We start from the raw sequence: 1,282 nt of genomic DNA, 5'->3' as shown, positions 1-1,282 counted from the left end.
TCACACCTCCTTCACCGACATTATGTATTCTCCCGCGCGCTTCTCGTCACGCGCTGTGCGTATCGCGGTTATCACCGATTCGGCTTTCACCGACACTATGCGGGGTTCGCCGTAGTCGGTGGTGAACTCTATTAGGTAAGTTTTCTTCACGTTCATTCACCTCTCAAATCATCAAAAGTTACCTGTCTGAAATCTTCTTCCATCCACCATCGGAATACATCAATGCCCGTTTCCCAATCCTTAGCGGGTTTGCCGAGCTCGCGCCGATGTTGGAGCATACGATCAAATGCTCGTATGTAATTTTCTTTGTATTTGGGATAACGAGCGAATTCAAGGTAGCGATGCTTGCTCACCATAGGACAGCCGATACACCCGATACGTTTGAATCCGCACTCGTAAAGCGGGTTGCTTTTGCAGCCGTAATGTCCTAGAAACTCCCACACGTCCTCGTCTGTCCAATCGTAAATGGGGTTGATCATTACTTTGCTCCGCATTACGCAATGCTCGACAAGTTCGCGTGTTTCGGTGTTATCATTGTTGAGTATCAGCCCGCCTTGCTTTGTTACGCGATACTCCGCGCCAAGCTCTTCGGCCTTTTGCTGTGTAGTTTTCGGCTTGCCTAAGATCTTCGCAAGTCCTACGCTCTCGCGGCGCCTCACGCTTTCAGCACGTCTAACGCCCGTAACAACACGCCGACCCTCGCCGCCGTGTTCTTTAATTTCCTCGCAGCAATATCTTGATATGCGCGTTGGCGGCATTAGCTTTTTTACGATGAGCCGCCACATCGACAAAGCAGGATAGTTGATTCTTACATTCGGCTTGCTTCTCACATAGTATACTGTTTCAGGCGCGTCAACGGTCGTGTGATTATGCACTGCTTCATAGCGCACGCCTGCCAATTCTGCGAGAATCAGTATAGCGTCGCTGTCCTTGCCACCGCTGTATGCGAGATAATACGGCTCCTCTTCTGCCTTAGGCTCGAATAGCTGCAACCACTTTATAGCCTGCTGCTCTTTTTCGATGTTCACTGCTTCGTTTTCTCCGCCTGTTCCAGCGCCTCAGCTATGCAGAGCGGTTCGTCGTCGCTCCAGTTGACAAGCGACGAAATAGCGTCGAAAACCTCTTCCCTAAGAAACTGGGTTCTGACACACTCGCCAGCCGTATATGCCCATATTCCGCCGCATTTACTCGGCTGGTGAGTGTATGCGTCTACCTTGCCGTCAGCGTCCTTTGCAATGTATCTGAACCCTAGCAAGTCAAGCGCCTTAAAGATCTCGACCTG

3 protein-coding genes are annotated in these 1,282 nt (G+C 50.6%); all 3 read right to left on the bottom strand.

The window, feature by feature from the left end:
* Positions 1–150 carry a hypothetical protein gene (locus LI114_RS13500; RefSeq protein ID WP_227221100.1) on the bottom strand — a complete coding sequence of 50 codons (150 nt, stop codon included), beginning with the start codon at positions 148–150 and terminating at the stop codon, positions 1–3.
* 2 nt (positions 151–152) lie between these two features.
* A complete protein-coding gene (locus tag LI114_RS13495; RefSeq protein ID WP_227221099.1) occupies positions 153–1,028 on the bottom strand; it encodes a phosphoadenosine phosphosulfate reductase family protein in 876 nt (291 codons plus the stop codon).
* On the bottom strand, positions 1,025–1,282 hold a 258-nt coding region (locus LI114_RS13490), incomplete at its 5' end, for a hypothetical protein (RefSeq protein ID WP_227221098.1). The genes LI114_RS13495 and LI114_RS13490, both read right to left, overlap by 4 nt.

The sequence above is a fragment of the Ruminococcus sp. 210702-SL.1.03 genome (assembly GCF_020559915.1).
Taxonomy (GTDB): Bacteria; Bacillota; Clostridia; order Oscillospirales; family Ruminococcaceae; genus YE71.
The sequence above is the reverse complement of the archived record's forward strand: the minus strand, read 5'-3'. Positions and strand labels throughout refer to the sequence as shown.